Raw genomic sequence first — 14,659 nt, forward strand, 5'->3', positions numbered from 1 at the left:
ATCGCGTCATACTGGTAAATGGTTGATGCTCGTTTCCGCTTTTCTGACAGCAACGGGTCAATTGTTCTGGAAATGGGGACTAACCGAGTGGATTTACCTGGGTGTTGGTTTTCTGTGTTATGGACTTGGAGCGATTTTGATGATTAAAGCTTTTGCTCTGGAAAAACTCTCTGTTGCTTATCCTCTGATGTGTGCTAGTTACGTATTTGCCTTAATCTATGGATATTTTTTGCTTGGAGAAGAAATTACGGTGCAGAAGCTGGCAGCAGTTGTGTTGCTTGGAATCGGGGTGACATTAACCAGTGTTGATCGATAGCTGGATGGTTGCCGTATTAATTGTCATGACGTTGTGTGGTGCACTGGGTGGGGCCGGACTGAAAGCTTATGCTTCCAGTCGCAATCGTCTGCATGTACTCATGGGACTTGGATTCTACGGAACGGGTGCGTTGCTGAATATTGTATTGCTGAAGTTTCTTCCATTAACCGTAGTGTTGCCTGCAAACGCATTAACATATGTGTGGACTCTTATCATAGCTCGGCTGATATTTAAAGAGACCGTGGGCCCTTTACGCTGGATAGGTGTGGCATGTATTATGGGTGGCCTATGTTTATTGGTATTTTAGAACTTAATTAATCAGGATGTGAAATGAAAGCATGAACTTTTTAGATTACTTATTTTATAATCGCAGAGCCAACTGGACAGCTTTTTACCTGTTTGCGGGATTTGCTCTGTTCTATGGTTTAATGAACGGCTCGTATGTTCTGTACATTGAAAATAATGCAGAGGTGCTTGGGGCGTATACCCCATTTAATACAACGCTGTTTCCAATCAATTTATTCAACTTTGATCCTTCAATGTATTATGGGGACAACAGTTCTTCAGTGATCCATCCGCTGATTTCCTTTCTCGCTGTCACCCTTGCGGCTGTAGCGAAACTGCTGGGAGGCAACTGGTTCTTTCTAATCCTGCAATCGCTGGTGAATGCGGGTTCGGTGGTGCTGGCGTATCTGTTCCTGAGTCAAAAAGAAGATAAACCGACCATCGTACCGCTACTGTTTGCCTTATTGTTTGGTTTCAGTTCCTACTTAATGTTTACTGCATTGATCCCGGATTCGTATCCTTATGTACAGTTCGTTATTCTGTTGTCGGTGGTTTACATGCAGTATACTCGTGAGCGTCAGGACGTACGTTATGTACCCAATGCATTGCTTACATCGATTAACTTTGGACTAACCTCGACCAATATCGTACCATTTGCTGCTGCCACATTCTTCAATATGCATGCATGGCGCAATAAGGCGAATTTGAAAAAATACATCGGTATCATGGCATTAGCGGTTCTGATCATCGTCGTATTAACTGGCGTCCAGTACGTTGCCTTTGGAGGTCGCAGCTGGGTTAGTAACTGGCTGTTGGGCATTCAAAATGGTGGAACCAGCTATGCAACGCCATTCCAGTTCGCTGTTCACTGGAAAGCATTGAACATGTTAACGATTAATCCAATGCTGACACCGAAAATGCATTTACTGGACCCGGGCATGGCGGCCTTTGTTACGGATCTATCCCGTTCCAATCCAATCCATGTGCAGATGACAGGTATCTTTATTTTACTACTGGCATTCATGGGCTTCATTAAGGGCATTCGTGAACGAGAAGTGTGGACCCTTGTGCCATATATTCTGTTTGCCTTTTTGCTTCATGTCGTCGTGGGCTTTGGTCTGGCTGTATTTCAATATGATATGTACCTGTATGCGGGACATTATCTGTTTGCGTTCTTCCTGTTGGGTGGAGGTTTCGTCATCAGTCTTCGTCCGGGATTGGGGAAAAAAGTGGTTATAGGCTTGATCATGTTATGTGTTATCGTTACGGCAAGTAACAACATCTATCGCCATGTAGAAACATTAACAACAATCAAACAATCCTATAATCAGTTGGAACAGGAACGCTCAGTGAAATAGTCAAATAGTAAATGTATCGATTCATATAATGAAATAAGAAAAGGCCATTGGATGTAAAGTCCAATGGCCTTTTCTTAATTAGTGTTGAGCAAATGAGTTAAGCAATAATTTTGGTCTTCTTGGCATTCTCGGCTGAACGTTTGGTGAGACTGCTGAGTGGACGTTTCAAAGCGAGAGCAACAATGAGACTCAGCGCGATGAACATACACAACCACAGAATATCCTTGATGGCAGTAGACCACAATATGCCGCCGACCGACTCACGCAGCAGACTGATCGCATACGTGAAGGGCATGAACGGATTCAATGCTTGGAAAAAGGGTGATGTCATGCTGATTGGGAACGTACCGCCAGAGCTGGAGAACTGGAACACCATGAAGATAATGGCGATCCCTTTTCCGATATTTCCAAATACGGACAGCAGGGTGTACGTTATGGTGACAAATACGGCACTCACCAGCATGGCAAACAGGACAAACCACAGTTTATCTGCAACATAGGTACCCAGGATTAAGATATCTCCCAGGGTGACACATATCGCCTGAAGTAACCCAATGGTCAGAAAAGTAGCGAGACGTCCAAGATATAACTCATATCCCCGGAACTTGCCCCCTGGATTTTCAGCTTCGGCACGAAGCAGAGAAATCAACAGTGTTGAGCCAACCCACAGAGACAGCACGCCATAAAATGGTGACATGGCCGATCCATAATTCGGAATTGGGTAAAGCTGTTTTTCCTTAATTTGCACCGGACTTGCAAGGAAAGCACTCTCTTCTTCAATATCGCCGCGCAAAAGTTTGGCGAGCTCCGCAAACTGGTTATTACCTTCGACCTCCCGAAGTTTGTCAGCAGCCTTGCTGATGGCACTTTCCAATGCTGGCAGATCATCACGTACAAGCGCGGCAACACGGTGAACTCCTTTTTCGACCTCCGGCAGCTGATTCTGTACAAAATCGGATGCCTTGCCTATCTGTTTCTCGGCAGTAGGCAGATCATTACGAACAAAATCAGCTGCTTCGTTCAGTTTGTTTCCCAGCTTGGGCAGATCGTTTCGAATTAATGAAGACACTGTGTTCAGAGCTTGGATAAAACCTTCACTTTTGTTCGCGAGTGTTTCTGATATCTTATGGATCTTAGATTGTATTTGAGGCAGTTCGCTCTGGATTTTTGTCAACTCGGCCTGCCCAAACGTAATTCCTTCTTTGGCTGATGCAAGAATGTCCGCAATATCCGGAATACGATCTTTTGCTCCTTGCAGAGTTTCTGCTGAAGTGGAGAGGGTAGACCTGAGCTTATCCGCACCAGCTGCAAGTGCAGGCGATATTTCACTTTCATAGGTGTTTAAGATATTGCCAATCCCGCTGCTGATGTCCTTCGAGAGAGTATTTAACTGAGCGATGACCTCTGTTGGTGGAGTTGTATTACGACGCATGGCATCACTGATGATGCCAGCCAAGCGGATCTGCAACTGAAGTTTATCTGAAATGGAGTTCAGTTGTGTGATTTTATCGGCAAGTGGTTGGCTTGGAAGCAAGTTATTGATGTTGCCCAGTAGTTCTGCCATACTGTCCACGAGTTTTACCGCAACCCCTAAACGTGAAGCAATCCGGTCGAGATCTTCTACTGTAGGAAGGTTATTAAGATCCGAATTTTGCAATTGTGCAAATACGTCTCCTGCAGCGTTAGTAATCTGCTGCACCAGCAGCAGATTTTGGCGGATCGTCGGGCCAATTGTCTGAAACGCTTCTTCACTGGAATCCACGAACTGATTTAATCCCTCTGCAAGCTCAATCCCGTTGCCAGCGATTTGTGATACTTTGTCCAAATCTTGTTCTGCGGCCGTTACGATAGACAGAGCTTTGTTCGTTTTATCCAGCGCCGTTTGGATAACATCTGATACCTGTCCAAAGTTTTCATCCACTTCTCGAATGCGATCTACCGCTTTTTGTATATCCGGTATTCGCCCTTGAATAGCCAGCACTTCGGAAGCCGCATCATTAATTTGTGGCCAATACTCCTGCACCTTGAGCACATACTGTGCTGCTTCATTGATTTCAGGCAGTTTTTTCTCGATTTCAACGATCTTTTGAGCATCTTTTACAATCTCGGGCATGGCTTTTTCTACTTCCAGAACCTTTTGACCTGCGGCTTGAATAGCCGGAATATTTTTCTCCAGTGTAAAAATGCCTTTCTCCATTTTGCGTAATGTTGGAAGCTGGGAATTAATCTCAACCCCGGCTTCATTCAGCTTGGTTAGAACGGCCTCACTGACGGCTTCAGTGAAATTTTCATTGATTTGCGTTGTTATGGCAGATACACCAGAGCCTGTGATTTTAGGAGCAATGGCATTCACCTTCTCATTGACGGTATAGATTACTTCCGGTCGCTCCAGCTTCCCATCAACGATGCCTGTAATTTTGGATGAAAAGTCCCCCGGAATGAGCAGGCTTGCATAATACTCTCCAGTTTGCACACCCCGATTAGCCTCAGCCTGGTCCACAAAAGTCCAGCCCAGCTTTTCGTTGTGTTTAAGGCTGGATACCAGTTCGTCTCCGATATTAACATGGGGTTCCTTCAACAGTCGCACCCTTGTCCTCAGTTGTCACCGCAATTTTGATCCCCTGGGTATTACTGTATGGGTCCCAGACGGACTTCACGTTGACCCAGTCATACACCCCGGGCAGTAGAATAATAGCCACAATTAGAAATATACCTGTGGGAACCTTCAGAATATGCAACCAGTCTGTTTTGTAAACGTGCCAAATGTGACGCATGACTTCCTCCTAAATGTACATAAATGTAGGGCGTAACTTATTTCTATGTCGTAAATTTGTGAATCTTATGTATATCGGCATTATTGCAGTATCTAATAATGGGTTCATGTTTATAAACTGTACCCATTTCACTTGGTACTAATTCAGAGCCTTCATATATTGCGTAAAATGAAACTCACCGTTTGTTCTAAAAAGAAGTGTTTTGTCTCTACTTGAGTACAGTAAGAGGTTTATTTTGGTTATATCAAATTTCTCATTTGCCTATGGATAAATATGCAGAAATGTTGTATAATTATGAATAACCAATGAGATGTATTGTGCATGGATGTTTTTCAGCCTAACTGCTGATTCTAAGAAGAACGTAGCAGAGGGTTTTCACCTGCGATGGTGAGGTGTTGACAGGGGGTTGTCTTTCTGTCATAATTCATGAAGACAAACGGACATATTGATTACAGAACCCTGTGAGGTTCTGCAATATGAACGACATGAATAGCACCTTTAAATCAGTCCCGTGAGACTGGCAAGGTAACGTGAACGATACATCGTTTTTTTGCTGCGGCAAATGAAGCGATGCATCCCCGAGAGTAAACTTTCTTCAGAGCGGTCTGAAGTTCGGAGACTCCTTGCCAATAAACACGGCAAGGAGTCTTTTTTTTTCTCCTCGTCACGGGGCCATGATGCTGAAGGGAAATCCTGAGGAGGCTGAACGCATGAGCACAGAGACACATGTCATTATGGATGAGACGGCGATCCGCCGCGCATTAACACGGATTGCCCATGAGATATTGGAGAAAAACAAAGGAATCGACGATTGTGTGTTGGTTGGTATCCGTACACGCGGGGTTTACCTTGCAGAACGGATTGCCGCCAAGATTGAAGAAATCGAGGGCGCCAAAGTCCCCTGGGGAGAACTGGATGTGACTCCTTACCGCGATGACCGCTTGGACGAAAATAAAGCGAATCGCAAGGAAATGTTGATTATGACACCTGAATCACTTTCGATCCATAACAAAAAAGTGATTTTGTTCGATGATGTGCTCTATACCGGACGGACGATTCGCGCAGCGATGGATGCCCTGATGGACTGTGGAAGACCGCAGAACATTCAGCTGGCTGTACTCGCAGACCGCGGACACCGGGAACTTCCGATTCGACCTGATTTTATCGGCAAGAATGTGCCGACTTCCAAATCAGAGGAGATTGAAGTTGCACTCATGGAAACGGACGGACAGGACGAAGTCAAGATCACTCAGAACCGGGGGGAGCAAGCATAATGATTACACAGACAGCATTGAGAGACCGAAGCTTGCTTGGACTGAAGGAACTTAGTCGAGGAGAAATCGAGTCCATTCTGAACCGAGCGGCTCACTGGGAAGCGCAGAAAGAGAAACTGGTTCCTGTACTGGAATCACGCTTCGTTGCGAACATGTTCTTCGAGAACAGCACACGTACCCGCTTCTCCTTCGAAATGGCAGAGAAACGTCTGGGCGCACAAGTGCTGAACTTTACGGCAGCCGCATCCAGTGTGGAAAAAGGAGAGTCCATCTACGATACGGTACGAACACTTGAGTCGATGGGCATTGATGCAGGCGTGATCCGGTTGAAACCGGCAGGCGTTCTGCAACAACTGGCTCAGAAAGTGAATGTACCACTCGTGAACGCCGGAGACGGCAACAATGAGCATCCCACACAGGCGTTGCTGGATCTCTACACGATGAGGAAAGCATTTGGCGAACTGAAAGGCTTGCGTGTCTCCATCATTGGTGACATCCTGCATAGCCGTGTAGCTCGTTCCAACCTGTGGGCACTGCAAAAGTTTGGTGCGGATGTACGCTTCTGTGCACCGCAAACGATGCAGGCACCGGAACTCGCAGAGCATGCTCCTTATGTCGGTCTTGAAGAAGCGCTGGATGCAGATGTAGTCATGATGCTTCGTGTTCAACTGGAACGTCATCAACATGGCTTAATTACTTCAGCTGAGGATTATCGCGAACACTACGGATTGACGGAAGAACGGGCATCACGCCTAAAACCAAGCACCATTATCATGCACCCTGCTCCAGTGAATCGCAACGTCGAGGTAGATGACGCGGTTGTGGAAAGTGAAGCATCGCGGATCTTCCCGCAGATGGCAAACGGGGTTCCAATCCGCATGGCGGTTATGGAACGTGCGATGAAACTGTAACAGGGTCTGGCTGTGGGTCATAGGCTGACGGTACGGTAGTTCTTATAGAGCAATAAGAGAGTACACGATAAAGAAAATCATCCGGCTTGCCTGGTAAGCCGGACAGAACCGAAGCGGAGGGCAATTATGCTACAGATTATAAAAAACGCGAACGTCTTGAACCAACAAGGGGAACTTGAACGGAAAACCATCATTATAGATGAAGGTAAAATTAAAAAGATCGCTGGTCTGGAAGACCAAGCCGTACTGGATGCCGAAAAGTCAGCGCAAAGTGTGACAGACGCATCAGGCAAACTGGTCATTCCGGGATTGATCGATATGCATGTGCATCTGCGTGAACCTGGATTCGAACACAAAGAGACGATCGAGACAGGTGCCCGTTCAGCAGCACAAGGTGGTTTTACAACAATCGCTTGCATGCCGAACACAAGACCAGTTACAGATACAGCGGAAGTTGTGAAGCTGGTATTGGATAAAGCCAAAGAAGCTGATCTGGTTAAAGTGTTGCCTTATGCAGCCATTACAAAAAATGAACTGGGTCGTGAACTTACCGATTTTGCCGCATTAAAAGAAGCAGGCGCTATTGGATTCACAGATGACGGTGTAGGCGTACAAAACGCTCAAATGATGAAAGATGCCATGAGCCTCGCGGCAAGCATGGATATGCCCGTGATCGCACACTGTGAAGATGACTCACTGGTTGTTGGTGGATATGTGACAGAAGGTGAGTTTTCGAAACGTCACGGCATCAAAGGGATTCCGAATGAATCCGAAGCCATCCACGTTGGCCGTGATATCTTGCTCGCAGAAGCAACAGGAGTTCACTACCATGTCTGTCACGTAAGTACAGAGCAATCAGTTCGTCTGATTCGTCTAGCGAAGTCCATCGGCATTAAAGTAACTGCTGAGGTATGTCCACACCATCTGGTGTTGTCGGATGAAGATATCCCGGGCATGGACGCCAACTGGAAAATGAACCCGCCGCTACGCTCACCACGCGATGTGCAGGCTTGTATCGAAGGTTTGCTAGACGGCACGCTGGATATGATCGTAACTGATCACGCGCCACACAGTGAAGAAGAGAAAGCCAAAGGCATGGAGCTGGCACCTTTCGGAATCGTAGGATTCGAAACAGCCTTCCCGCTGCTGTACACCAAGTTTGTGGAAACAGGACTGTGGAGCTTGGAATTCCTGGTGAAACGCATGACAGCTGATCCGGCACGTGTATTCCGACTGGATACAGGCAAACTGGAAGAGGGAGCACCAGCCGATATCACGATGATTGACCTGAACGAGGAAAAAGCAGTTGATCCTGCAACGTTTGCAACCAAAGGAAGAAACACACCATTCACAGGCTGGAAGCTGAAAGGCTGGGCCACACAAACATGGGTGGATGGCAAAAGCGTGTGGCAAAACACGGTACAACAGTAAAACGGTAACTCAGCAAATTAATAAATCCAGTAACTCTATATCTTTAACTCAGTAACAGTAATTCTTAACTCTTAACTCTTTAATCAACAAGTCATTATAACTCTAAATTTACAACTTCTACACAGTAACATCTTTACAACTAACTCGAGGCAAATCATGCCGAGAGTCTAACATACGAAACAAAGCAAAGTTGAATGTCATGATTTTGAACTTGGACACCAACGTAACTGCGGAGTGGGCAGAAAGAACCCGAAGAAGCAAAGCGTTCGCCTTTATCACCGGATTACATCATTTGAAAAATGATAAAAAGTAATCCGGGGATAACAGCGATCAAAGGGTTTTCTGCCCACGGAGCCGCACCATACGTAACGTCCCCCATGTTCAACCCCAATGCATTCAACGTTGATAAACACAGAGGAGTGAAATGGGATGCAGGCACAGGCAAGATTATTGTTGGAAGACGGCACACTGTTCACCGGGAAAGCATTTGGTGCTGAAGGTGAAACTACAGGTGAGGTCGTTTTTAATACGGGAATTACAGGCTATCAAGAGGTGCTTTCGGATCCTTCCTATTGCGGTCAAATCGTAACCATGACGTATCCGCTGATCGGAAACTACGGCATTACGCGTGATGACTTTGAGTCGATTCGTCCATACGTGCACGGTTTCGTTGTGCGTCGTCATGAGCCAACGCCAAGCAACTGGCGTGCGGAATATAGCGTAGACAATCTGCTCAAAGAATACGGCATCGTAGGAATCAGCGAAATTGATACACGCATGTTGACTCGCCGGATTCGTCACCACGGCACAATGAAGGGAATTCTCACAACAGGATCGAAACCTGTGGAAGAACTGCTGGAGATGATGGGAGACACCACCATTGCTGAGCTGCGTAACCAGGTGCCAATGACTTCTACAGAGCATGTCTACAACAGCCCGGGAACGGCTGAGCGTATTGTGCTCGTGGATTACGGTGCAAAAACAGGGATTTTGCGCGAACTCAGCAAACGTGACTGTGACGTAGTTGTTGTTCCACACGATGTAACAGCAGACGAGATTCGTCGCCTGAACCCGGACGGAATTCAACTGTCCAACGGCCCTGGGGACCCGAAAGACGTACCTCACGCGGTTAACATGATCAGTGAACTGCTTGGCGAATACCCGATCTTCGGCATCTGCTTGGGTCACCAGTTGTTCGCACTTGCAGCAGGAGCAGACACCGAAAAGCTCAAGTTTGGACATCGCGGAGGAAACCACCCGGTGAAAGAACTGGAGAGCGGACGTTGCTTCATCACATCCCAGAACCATGGATTTACTGTAAACGAAGAGTCTGTGAAGAGCACGGACCTGGAAGTTACACATATCAACAATAACGATAAGACCATTGAAGGTCTGAAACATAAATCATTCCCGGCATTCTCGGTTCAATATCACCCTGAAGCAGCCCCGGGTCCTTACGACAACAGCTATCTGTTCGACCGCTTCATCGAGATGATTCGCGAGCACAAGATCACTAACCCGCAAAAGCCGCGTCAAGCCGTATTGGCAGCCGCAGTGAAAGGAGCACAATAACATGCCGATTAACAAAGATCTCAAAAAAATCCTGGTGATTGGTTCCGGTCCAATCGTCATCGGTCAAGCGGCCGAGTTCGACTATGCCGGTACACAAGCTTGCCAGGCTCTGAAAGAAGAAGGCGTGGAAGTTGTACTTATCAACAGCAACCCGGCGACCATTATGACGGATACAAACATGGCTGACAAAGTATACATCGAGCCTATCACCCTGGATTTCGTGACCCAAATCATTCGTCAGGAGCGTCCAGATGGCTTGTTGCCAACACTAGGTGGTCAGACAGGTCTGAACATGGCTGTGGAACTGGCACGTGCCGGAGTTTTGGAACGTGAAAATGTGAAATTGCTCGGAACACAGTTAACATCCATCGAGAAAGCGGAAGATCGTGATCTGTTCCGTGACCTGATGCGTGAATTGGAACAACCTGTACCAGAGAGTGTAATCGTAACGACACTTGAAGAATCACTTGAATTTGCGAATGAGATTGGTTATCCAATCATCGTGCGTCCAGCCTATACACTGGGCGGAACAGGCGGCGGAATCTGTGCGAACGAAGAAGAGCTGCGCGAGACGGTGGCAGCGGGAATTCGTTACAGCCCGATTGGGCAATGTCTGGTCGAGAAGAGCATTGCAGGCATGAAAGAAGTCGAGTATGAGGTTATGCGAGACAAAAACGATAACTGTATCGTTGTCTGCAACATGGAAAACTTTGACCCGGTAGGTATTCATACAGGTGACAGTATCGTCGTAGCACCAAGCCAAACATTGTCGGACCGTGAATATCAAATGCTGCGTTCAGCTTCCCTGAAAATCATCCGTGCCCTGAACATCGAGGGTGGATGTAACGTACAGTTTGCACTGGACCCACACAGCTTCCAATACTATGTTATCGAAGTAAATCCACGGGTAAGCCGTTCATCGGCTCTGGCTTCCAAAGCAACGGGTTATCCGATTGCAAAAATGGCTGCCAAAATTGCCATGGGTTACACGTTGGATGAAATCGTGAACCCGGTAACAGGCCAAACGTATGCTTGCTTTGAGCCTACACTGGATTACATCGTGAGCAAAATCCCACGCTGGCCGTTCGACAAGTTCATCTCGGCGAACCGTAAACTGGGAACTCAGATGAAAGCAACAGGCGAAGTAATGGCTATTGGCCGGACATTCGAAGAGTCGATTCACAAAGCAGTTCGTTCCCTGGAAATTGGCGTACATCGCCTCTACCTGAAGGATGCCGAAACGCTGGACGAAGCGACCTTGAACGAACGTCTGATCAAAGCAGATGATGAGCGTATCTTCCTGATTGCCGAAGCATTCCGCAGAGGTTATACGTTGCAACAGCTGCAGGATCTGACCAAGATTGACTGGTGGTTCCTGGACAAAATCGAAGGTTTGATTGCATTCGAAGATCGCATTCGCGAAGAATCCGAATTGTCTTCCGACATTCTGTATCAAGCGAAACGCCTTGGATTCACAGACCGTGCCATTGCTGAACTGCGTGCGCAAGGTCAACCAGGAGGCACATTAACAACTGAAGCGGAAGTTAGAACTCGTCGGGAAGCAGAGAACCTGCGCCCAGTGTACAAAATGGTAGATACATGTGCTGCTGAGTTTGAAGCAACAACGCCATATTACTACTCAACTTACGAGACAGAGAATGAAGTTATCCCTTCAGACAAGAAAAAAGTTGTGGTGCTGGGTTCAGGACCAATCCGGATCGGTCAAGGGATCGAGTTCGACTACTCAACTGTACACGCAGTATGGGCATTGCAAAAAGCAGGCTATGAAGCAGTCATTATCAACAATAACCCGGAGACGGTGTCTACGGACTTTAATACATCGGATCGCCTGTACTTTGAACCGCTCTTCTTCGAAGATGTCATGAACGTGATTGAACAGGAGAAACCAGTAGGGGTTATCGTACAGTTCGGCGGTCAAACGGCCATCAACCTGGCAGCACCACTGCGTAATGCAGGTGTAACGATTCTCGGAACGGATCTGGAAAGCATCGATGAGGCGGAGGACCGTAAGAAGTTCGAACGTCTGCTCTCCCGTCTGGAGATTGCACAGCCAAAAGGTAAAACAGTCATTTCCGTTGATGATGCGGTAGAAACAGCTCAAAGTCTGGGCTACCCTGTCTTGGTTCGTCCTTCTTATGTACTCGGCGGTCGTGCGATGGAGATTGTATACTCCGATGCTGAATTGCTAACATACATGGAACAGGCGGTTAAAATCAATCCAGAGCATCCGGTCCTGATCGACCGTTACATGATGGGTAAAGAAGTTGAGGTTGACGCCATCTGTGATGGTGAAACGGTATTGATTCCGGGAATCATGGAACATATCGAGCGTGCAGGGGTTCACTCTGGTGACTCCATCGCGGTATATCCTCCTCAACATCTGTCCCAGGATTTGAAAGAGAAAATTGTAGAGATTACAATCAAAATTGCGAAAGAACTGAAAACGGTAGGTTTGGTCAACATCCAGTTTGTTATCCATGATGGCCAAGTGTACATTATCGAGGTGAACCCGCGTTCATCCCGTACCGTACCATTCCTGAGTAAAGTAACCAACATTCCGATGGCGAACTTGGCAACACAAGCCATTCTGGGTGTGAAACTAAAAGATCTTGGTTATGTTGACGGGCTGTGGCCTGAATCGGATCATGTATCGGTTAAAGTTCCGGTCTTCTCCTTCGCGAAGCTGCGTCGTGTAGAACCAACCCTCGGACCTGAGATGAAGTCTACAGGTGAGGTTATGGGCCGTGACCCGAATTACGCTAAAGCGTTGTTCAAAGGTCTCATCGGCGCAGGAATGAAAATTCCGGCAACAGGAGCGATCGTAGTAACTGTAGCAGACAAAGACAAAGACGAAGCGGTTCCTTTGCTCGAAGGTTTCTACAGACTGGGTTACAAAATCATGGCTACCGGCGGAACAGCAGCTGCGCTTGAAGCAGCGAACATTCCGGTAACGACTGTGAACAAATTAAGTGAAGGTTCGCCGAACATTCTGGATATGATCCGTAGCGGCGAAGCAAACTTTGTCTTCAACACACTCACCAAAGGCAAAACACCGCAGCGTGATGGATTCCGTATCCGTCGTGAAGCGGTAGAAAACGGCATTGTATGTATGACTTCATTGGATACGATTCGTGCGCTGCTGATCATGCTGCAAACGATCAACTTCTCTTCGGAAGCAATGCCTGTCTTTGTAAAATAAATAACTCTCTGATGAAGGACATCAGTCAGCCTGCGGGCTGGCGGGATGTCCTTTATATCGGGCAAAAACGGAAAAAATGAGCAAGTGGAGGGGAGCGCTGGTGATGAATCAAGCGAGTTTCAATGAAATGGCTGGCCGTCTGATGGTGGCACTGGATTATCCTGGAGCGGAAGAAGCTCAAGAATTGGTACAAGCTCTTGAGGGCATTCCCTGTTATCTCAAGGTGGGTATGCAGCTGTTCTACGCAGCAGGACCTGACTTTATTCGGGAGCTGAAATCCAAAGGGTACTCCGTTTTTCTGGATGTGAAAATGCATGACATTCCCAACACCGTTCGTGGCGGAGCTGAGAGTATCACACGTCTTGGCGTAGACATGTTCAATGTACATGCAGCGGGTGGAGCCCTTATGATGCGTGCTGCACGTGAAGGTGCTGAGGCAGCAATCGCTGCCGATCCTTCCCTTAGCAAGCCCGAGATCATTGCAGTCACCCAACTCACCAGTACAAGTCTGGAAACGATGAATAACGAGATTGGCATCCCGGGAAGTGTGGAAGCTGCTGTGGTCCGTTATGCAGGACTAGCCCAAGAGGCCGGACTGGATGGAGTTGTTGCTTCTCCACTGGAAGTGCCCGCAATTCGGGCAACGTGTGGCAGTGCTTTTCACACCGTTACTCCAGGAATTCGTCCAGCGGGTAGTGGTCTGGGAGATCAGACACGCGTCTTGACCCCAGGTGAAGCCATCGCCAGAGGCAGTCATTACATTGTTGTAGGCAGACCCATTACAGGCGCTCCCAATCCGCGAGAAGCGGTAGAAACCATTTTGAAGGAGATGTTGAACGCATGATCGAACTGAATGAGATTCCGAATCATATTGCTTCCCAACTTTTGAAAATTAAAGCCGTGGCGTTACGTCCGCAGCAGCCATTTACATGGACATCCGGCATCAAATCACCAATATACTGTGATAACCGCTTAACGATGTCCTATCCGGAGATTCGCAACGATATCGCTGAAGCATTTGCAACAATCATTCGGAACCAGTACCCGGATGCAGAAGTCATCGCAGGTACAGCAACCGCAGGTATTCCGCATGCTGCCTGGGTGGCTCAGAAGCTGGATCTGCCGATGGCCTACATTCGTGATAAAGCGAAAGGACACGGCAAGGAGAACCTGATCGAAGGTCTGATTACCGAAGGACAGAAAGTGGTTGTCATCGAAGATCTGATCTCTACAGGTGGAAGCTCGATCAAAGCAGCCGAAGCCGTACGTGTAGCAGGCGCAACACCTCTCGCCGTACTTGCCATTTTCAGCTACCAGCTGGATAAAGGTGTTAAAGCATTTGAAGATGCTGGAATTCCACTTCAGACGTTGTCCAATTACACGGCGCTGATGGATGTGGCTTTGGCTCAGGGAACGATTCAGGAGAGTGACTTTGAGTTGCTTAAATCCTGGCGTGAAGATCCTTCTTCATTTGGTAAATAATATCATTGATACCTCAAAAAAATGTTCAGGAATGAA

Annotated in this window: 12 protein-coding genes; 10 read left to right on the plus strand and 2 right to left on the minus strand. The window is 47.2% G+C overall.

Annotation, left to right across the window (positions count from 1 at the left end):
* Positions 1-25: 25 nt before the first annotated feature.
* Genes CXK86_RS25640 through CXK86_RS25650 form a run of 3 tightly spaced genes read left to right on the plus strand, consistent with a single transcriptional unit; the run spans position 26 to position 1,959 of the window.
* Positions 26-316 carry an EamA family transporter gene (locus CXK86_RS25640; RefSeq protein WP_197997836.1) on the plus strand — a complete coding sequence of 97 codons (291 nt, stop codon included), beginning with the start codon at positions 26-28 and terminating at the stop codon, positions 314-316.
* The gene (locus tag CXK86_RS25645) at positions 303-623 is read left to right on the plus strand and encodes an EamA family transporter (RefSeq protein ID WP_235431595.1); all 321 of its coding nucleotides are present in this window, start codon (positions 303-305) and stop codon (positions 621-623) included. The genes CXK86_RS25640 and CXK86_RS25645 overlap by 14 nt, the downstream gene beginning before the upstream one ends.
* A 31-nt stretch (positions 624-654) precedes the next feature.
* Positions 655-1,959, plus strand: a complete 1,305-nt coding sequence (locus CXK86_RS25650; protein ID WP_101314795.1) for a DUF6080 domain-containing protein — start codon at positions 655-657, stop codon at positions 1,957-1,959.
* Positions 1,960-2,056: 97 nt separating this feature from the next.
* On the opposite strand, the gene CXK86_RS25655 is transcribed toward CXK86_RS25650, so the two are convergent.
* Both CXK86_RS25655 and CXK86_RS32780 read right to left on the minus strand, forming a co-directional pair.
* Positions 2,057-4,537: a YhgE/Pip domain-containing protein gene (locus CXK86_RS25655; RefSeq protein WP_256720006.1), complete on the minus strand. Its 2,481-nt coding sequence runs from the start codon at positions 4,535-4,537 to the stop codon at positions 2,057-2,059.
* The gene (locus CXK86_RS32780) at positions 4,518-4,733 is read right to left on the minus strand and encodes a YhgE/Pip domain-containing protein (RefSeq protein ID WP_256720007.1); all 216 of its coding nucleotides are present in this window, start codon (positions 4,731-4,733) and stop codon (positions 4,518-4,520) included. Before CXK86_RS32780 ends, CXK86_RS25655 begins: the two co-directional genes overlap by 20 nt.
* A gap of 710 nt (positions 4,734-5,443) precedes the next feature.
* Here CXK86_RS32780 and pyrR point away from each other — a divergent pair.
* From pyrR to pyrE, 7 genes are all read left to right on the plus strand, one after another.
* Positions 5,444-6,007, plus strand: a complete 564-nt coding sequence (gene pyrR, locus CXK86_RS25660; protein WP_017687330.1) for a bifunctional pyr operon transcriptional regulator/uracil phosphoribosyltransferase PyrR — start codon at positions 5,444-5,446, stop codon at positions 6,005-6,007.
* Complete coding sequence (locus CXK86_RS25665; RefSeq protein WP_036674848.1) at positions 6,007-6,918, plus strand: aspartate carbamoyltransferase catalytic subunit; 912 nt, start codon at positions 6,007-6,009, stop codon at positions 6,916-6,918. The genes pyrR and CXK86_RS25665 overlap by 1 nt, the downstream gene beginning before the upstream one ends.
* Positions 6,919-7,044: 126 nt before the next feature.
* Positions 7,045-8,349 (plus strand): dihydroorotase, encoded by a 1,305-nt coding sequence (locus CXK86_RS25670; RefSeq protein WP_101314796.1) that lies wholly within the window; start codon positions 7,045-7,047, stop codon positions 8,347-8,349.
* Positions 8,350-8,778: 429 nt separating this feature from the next.
* Positions 8,779-9,921, plus strand: coding sequence for a glutamine-hydrolyzing carbamoyl-phosphate synthase small subunit (gene carA, locus CXK86_RS25675; RefSeq protein WP_017687333.1), 1,143 nt, complete (start codon positions 8,779-8,781; stop codon positions 9,919-9,921).
* Position 9,922: 1 nt separating this feature from the next.
* The gene (gene carB / locus CXK86_RS25680) at positions 9,923-13,141 is read left to right on the plus strand and encodes a carbamoyl-phosphate synthase large subunit (protein ID WP_036614808.1); all 3,219 of its coding nucleotides are present in this window, start codon (positions 9,923-9,925) and stop codon (positions 13,139-13,141) included.
* A gap of 103 nt (positions 13,142-13,244) precedes the next feature.
* Entirely contained in the window at positions 13,245-13,985 is a 741-nt protein-coding gene (gene pyrF, locus CXK86_RS25685) for an orotidine-5'-phosphate decarboxylase (protein ID WP_076250785.1), read from the plus strand.
* Positions 13,982-14,623 (plus strand): orotate phosphoribosyltransferase, encoded by a 642-nt coding sequence (gene pyrE / locus CXK86_RS25690; protein ID WP_036614805.1) that lies wholly within the window; start codon positions 13,982-13,984, stop codon positions 14,621-14,623. The genes pyrF and pyrE overlap by 4 nt, the downstream gene beginning before the upstream one ends.
* The last annotated feature ends 36 nt before the right edge of the window (positions 14,624-14,659 follow it).

This window comes from Paenibacillus sp. BGI2013 (assembly GCF_002843485.1).
Classification (GTDB): Bacteria; Bacillota; Bacilli; order Paenibacillales; family Paenibacillaceae; genus Paenibacillus; species Paenibacillus amylolyticus.

Bases quoted from the DNA above. Each gene is read 5' to 3' on its own strand.
- CXK86_RS25640 (WP_197997836.1), top strand. From the start codon at position 26: ATGCTCGTTTCCGCTTTTCTGACAGCAACGGGTCAATTGTTCTGGAAA.
- CXK86_RS25650 (WP_101314795.1), top strand. From the start codon at position 655: ATGAACTTTTTAGATTACTTATTTTATAATCGCAGAGCCAACTGGACA.
- CXK86_RS32780 (WP_256720007.1), bottom strand. From the start codon at position 4,733: ATGCGTCACATTTGGCACGTTTACAAAACAGACTGGTTGCATATTCTG.
- pyrR (WP_017687330.1), top strand. From the start codon at position 5,444: ATGAGCACAGAGACACATGTCATTATGGATGAGACGGCGATCCGCCGC.
- CXK86_RS25665 (WP_036674848.1), top strand. From the start codon at position 6,007: ATGATTACACAGACAGCATTGAGAGACCGAAGCTTGCTTGGACTGAAG.
- CXK86_RS25670 (WP_101314796.1), top strand. From the start codon at position 7,045: ATGCTACAGATTATAAAAAACGCGAACGTCTTGAACCAACAAGGGGAA.
- carA (WP_017687333.1), top strand. From the start codon at position 8,779: ATGCAGGCACAGGCAAGATTATTGTTGGAAGACGGCACACTGTTCACC.
- carB (WP_036614808.1), top strand. From the start codon at position 9,923: ATGCCGATTAACAAAGATCTCAAAAAAATCCTGGTGATTGGTTCCGGT.
- pyrF (WP_076250785.1), top strand. From the start codon at position 13,245: ATGAATCAAGCGAGTTTCAATGAAATGGCTGGCCGTCTGATGGTGGCA.
- pyrE (WP_036614805.1), top strand. From the start codon at position 13,982: ATGATCGAACTGAATGAGATTCCGAATCATATTGCTTCCCAACTTTTG.